This window comes from Allofournierella sp., assembly GCF_017889395.1.
Taxonomy (GTDB): domain Bacteria; phylum Bacillota; class Clostridia; order Oscillospirales; family Ruminococcaceae; genus Allofournierella.
The window spans coordinates 1-4,068 of sequence record NZ_JAGHKE010000129.1; the positions used below are offsets into that span (position 1 = coordinate 1).

General features: G+C 59.8%; 4 protein-coding genes. All 4 read left to right on the plus strand.

Annotated elements, in window-relative coordinates; all coding sequences use genetic code 11:
* Nucleotides 1-51 precede the first annotated feature (51 nt).
* The gene (locus J7G73_RS12530) at nt 52-246 is read left to right on the plus strand and encodes a hypothetical protein (RefSeq protein WP_291246505.1); all 195 of its coding nucleotides are present in this window, start codon (nt 52-54) and stop codon (nt 244-246) included.
* Nucleotides 247-437: 191 nt separating this feature from the next.
* The gene (miaB, locus tag J7G73_RS12535; RefSeq protein ID WP_291246506.1) at nt 438-1,820 is read left to right on the plus strand and encodes a tRNA (N6-isopentenyl adenosine(37)-C2)-methylthiotransferase MiaB; all 1,383 of its coding nucleotides are present in this window, start codon (nt 438-440) and stop codon (nt 1,818-1,820) included.
* Nucleotides 1,821-1,904: 84 nt separating this feature from the next.
* Nucleotides 1,905-2,312 carry a YlbF family regulator gene (locus J7G73_RS12540; protein ID WP_087293610.1) on the plus strand — a complete coding sequence of 136 codons (408 nt, stop codon included), beginning with the start codon at nt 1,905-1,907 and terminating at the stop codon, nt 2,310-2,312.
* 105 nt (nt 2,313-2,417) lie between these two features.
* A partial coding sequence (mutS, locus tag J7G73_RS12545) for a DNA mismatch repair protein MutS (protein WP_291246507.1) occupies nt 2,418-4,068 on the plus strand: 1,651 nt, incomplete at its 3' end.

Consider the following 4,068-nt stretch of genomic DNA (forward strand, 5'->3'; position numbering starts at 1 on the left):
ATTATGAGGTGAAGCTGCTATGCGCTGTTCACCATCCTGTGCAGCCTGGGCGTGGGGGTCGGCGTTTCACTGCTCTGCGTGAAGCCGCTGGTGGATAGCCTGTTCTTTACCAGCTACCGGTTTGTGGTCTGGCCGCTTCTGGCGGCGGTTCCTGTGCTGGCGGGACTGGGGCTGCTGGTTCCGCGGCTGGCGCTGCACTTCGGAGCCGGGCAGCCGGTGGTGGAGCGGATGCGGCAGGCGGAATAACCGGAAGAATACGATAGAAAACAGGCCCTGGCCGCTGAAAAATACTTTTCGGCGGCCGGGGCTTTTGCCTGTCTGCAATTTTACTGCCGGAGGCACGGATATCCGGCGCAAAGGGCTTGTGAAACGGGCAAAAGTATTGTATACTAAAACGGTGTATTGAAACCAAGCTATTTTCAGAAGGAGCTCAAATTTTGGAGATCATTCATTTTGAACATAACAAACAGGCGGCGGAGCTGGTGGCCAAATGGTACGACAGCCCCCCGCTGGCCTATGTGCATTCCTTCGGCTGCCAGCAGAATGTGAACGACGGCGAGAAGATCAAGGGCGTTCTGGCGGACATCGGCTACGGCATGTGCGACTCGGTGGAGGAGGCGGACCTGATCCTCTTCAACACCTGCGCGGTGCGGGAGCACGCGGAGCAGCGGGTCTTCGGCAACGTGGGCGCGCTCAAGCGGCTGAAAAAGGACAAGCCCGGCCTGATCATCGGTCTGTGCGGCTGCATGGCTCAGCAGCAGAGCATCGTGGACAAGATCCGCGAAAGCTATCCCTTTGTGGATATCGTGTTTGGTGTGAACGGCATCGACACCCTGCCGCAGCTGCTGTGCGAAAAGATCGCCGGCAACAAAAAGCGCATTCTGCTTACCCCCACAGAGCGGGCCGAGGTGGTGGAGGAGACTCCCATCCGCCGGGATTCCAACTTCCGGGCCTGGCTGCCCATCATGTACGGCTGTGACAATTTCTGCACCTACTGCATCGTGCCCTACGTGCGCGGGCGGGAGCGCAGCCGCCGCAGCGCGGATATCTTGGCCGAGTTCAAGGAGCTGGTAGACGCAGGCTACAAGGAAATCACCCTGCTGGGGCAGAACGTGAACTCCTACGGCAAGGGTCTGGAGGAACAGATTGACTTCTCCGATCTTTTGAACCTGCTGTGCACCGTGCCCGGTGATTATCACATCCGCTTCATGACCAGCCATCCCAAGGATGCCAGCCGCAAGCTGATCGACACCATCGCCGCCCAGGACAAGATCTGCAACCATCTGCACCTGCCGGTGCAGAGCGGCAGCGACCGGATTCTGGCCCAGATGAACCGCCACTATACCGTGGCCCAGTATCTGGAGCTGATGGATTATGCCAAGGAGAAGATTCCCGGCATCACCTTCTCCAGCGATATCATCGTGGGCTTCCCCGGCGAGACCGAGGAGGATTTTGAGGGCACGCTGGAGCTGATCCGCAAGGTGGGCTACATGCAGCTGTTCACCTTCATCTATTCCAAGCGCAGCGGCACCAAGGCCGCCACCATGCCGGACCCCATTACCCGCAAGGAGAAGACCGACCGCATGGCCCGGCTGCTCAGCGTGCAGGACGAGATCGCCCGCAAGCTGGTGGCGGACATGACCGGCCAGACCCAGCGGGTGCTGGTGGAAGGCCCCGGACGGGACGAAGGTACTCTTTCCGGCCGCCTGACCAACAACCTGGTGGTGGAGTTTGCCGCCGAGCCCTCTCTGGTGGGCAGCTACGCCATGGTGCACCTGACCGGTTCCCGCGGCACGGTGCTCAAGGGCGAACTTGTGTGAAAAAACTGCGCCAGCCGCTGTTTTTTGTAATTTTGTGGTATAATATTTTTATTATAAAATTGTTCCAATCAAAGGAGAATTATCATGGACGTTATCGACCTGTTTAAGAAAGCCGCCGCTGCCCTGCAGACCGACGCTCGTTACCTGGCGCTGGATGCCGCCCGCAAAGCCAACGATGCGGACGAAAACCTGCAGAACATGATCGGCGAGTTCAACCTGGCCCGTCTGGATCTGAACAACGAGATCGCCAAGGACGAGCGTGACGAGGCAAAGGTGGCCGAGTTGAACGCCAAGGTCAATCAGCTGTACACCGACATCATGAACAGCGAGAGCATGGTTGCTTACAACGAGGCCAAGGCTGAGGCCGAAGCCCTGATCGGTTACATCGACGCCATCATCAACACCGCGATGAACGGCGGCGATCCCATGACCGTACAGGAGCCACAGGCCGGCTGCAGCGGCAGCTGCTCTTCCTGCTCCGGCTGCCACTAAAAGGCATTTGCCATAAAAGCGTTCGTGCGGCCCGGAGGGTGCTGAGTTCCAGTGCTCTTTGGGCCGCACTCTTTCCCGTTTGAAAAAATGCAGAGGTGATAACCGTTGGCACAGCTTTCGCCCATGATGGCGCAATACTTCGAGATCAAAAAGCAGCATAAGGACGAGATCGTCTTCTTCCGGTTGGGCGATTTTTACGAGATGTTCTACGACGACGCGATCCTGGCGTCCAAGGAACTGGAGCTTACCCTCACCGGCCGCGACTGCGGGCAGGAGGAGCGGGCCCCCATGTGCGGCGTGCCCTTCCACAGCTACGAAAACTATGTGGCGAAGCTGATCGCAAAGGGCTACAAGGTCGCCATCTGCGAGCAGATGGAAGACCCTGCCGCTGCCAAGGGCCTGGTCAAGCGGGATATCATCCGAGTGATCACTCCGGGCACCGTGATCGAGAGCAGCATGCTGCAGGACGACAAAAACAACTACATCGGCAGTGTATACTTAAAGAACGGGAGCATCGGTGTCTGCTTTGCCGACGTTTCCACTGGCAGCGCCCACACCACAGAGCTGGCGGGGGAGAAGCTCTCCACCCAGCTGATCGCGGAGCTGTGCCGCTACAATCCCAGTGAGCTGCTGTTCAACACGGCCCTTTTGGATTTCAAGGATGTGACTGCCTACATCAAGCAGCACATGACCTGTTCGGTGGAGCTGATGGAGGACGAGTGCTACGCCCCGGATGAGGTGGAGCGGCTGCTGACCGAGCAGTTTGGCGCGGACTGGTCCAAGGCCACCGGCCTTTCCCGGGACGGCAATGCCCACGCGGCGCTGAGCGCACTGCTGGGCTATCTGCATCGCACCCAGAAAAAGGGCGTGGAGCGGCTCAAGCTGGTGCACAGCTACGCCGAGGCCCAGTACATGCAGCTTTCCCCGGTGACCCGCGCCAATCTGGAGCTGACCGAGACCATGCGCGGCCGGGAAAAGCGGGGCACCCTGCTCTGGGTGCTGGACAAGACCCAGACTGCCATGGGCAAGCGCCTTCTGCGCAGCTGGCTGGAGCAGCCTTTGGTCAGCTCGGCGGCCATCAACCGCCGGCTCAACTGTGTGCAGGCCCTTTACAGCGAGAACATCCAGCGGGCCGAGCTGAGCGAGGCGCTGTCCCACGTGTTCGACATGGAGCGGCTGATGACCCGCACGGTTTACGGCTCCGCCACCCCCAAGGAGATCTACGCATTGGCCAGCACCTGCACCCAGCTGCCCCTGATCCGGGAGCTGGCCGCCGGCTGCGGCTGCCCGGAGCTGGAGGATCTGGCCCAGCGCATTGATCCTCTGGAAGATATCCGGGACCGTATTTTTGCCGCGCTGGAAGAGGAGACGCCTGCCACTTTGAAGGATGGCGGCGTGATCAAGCAGGGCTACAACGCCGAAGTGGACGAGCTGCGTGACATCGTACACGGCGGCAAGGGGTATCTGTCCCAGCTGGAAGCCCGCATGAAAGAGGAGACCGGCATCCGGACCCTGAAGGTGGGCTACAACCGGGTGTTTGGCTATTATCTGGAGGTCAGCAAATCCTTCACCGATCAGGTGCCGGAGAACTTTATCCGCAAGCAGACTCTGGCCAACGCAGAGCGCTACATCACTGAGGAGCTCAAGCAGCTGGAAAGCAAGATCCTGGGGGCAAGCGAGCGGCTGCTGGCGCTGGAGCGGCAGCTGTTCGAGGACCTGCTGCAGGACCTCTCCGCCCAGATTCTGCGGGTGCAGA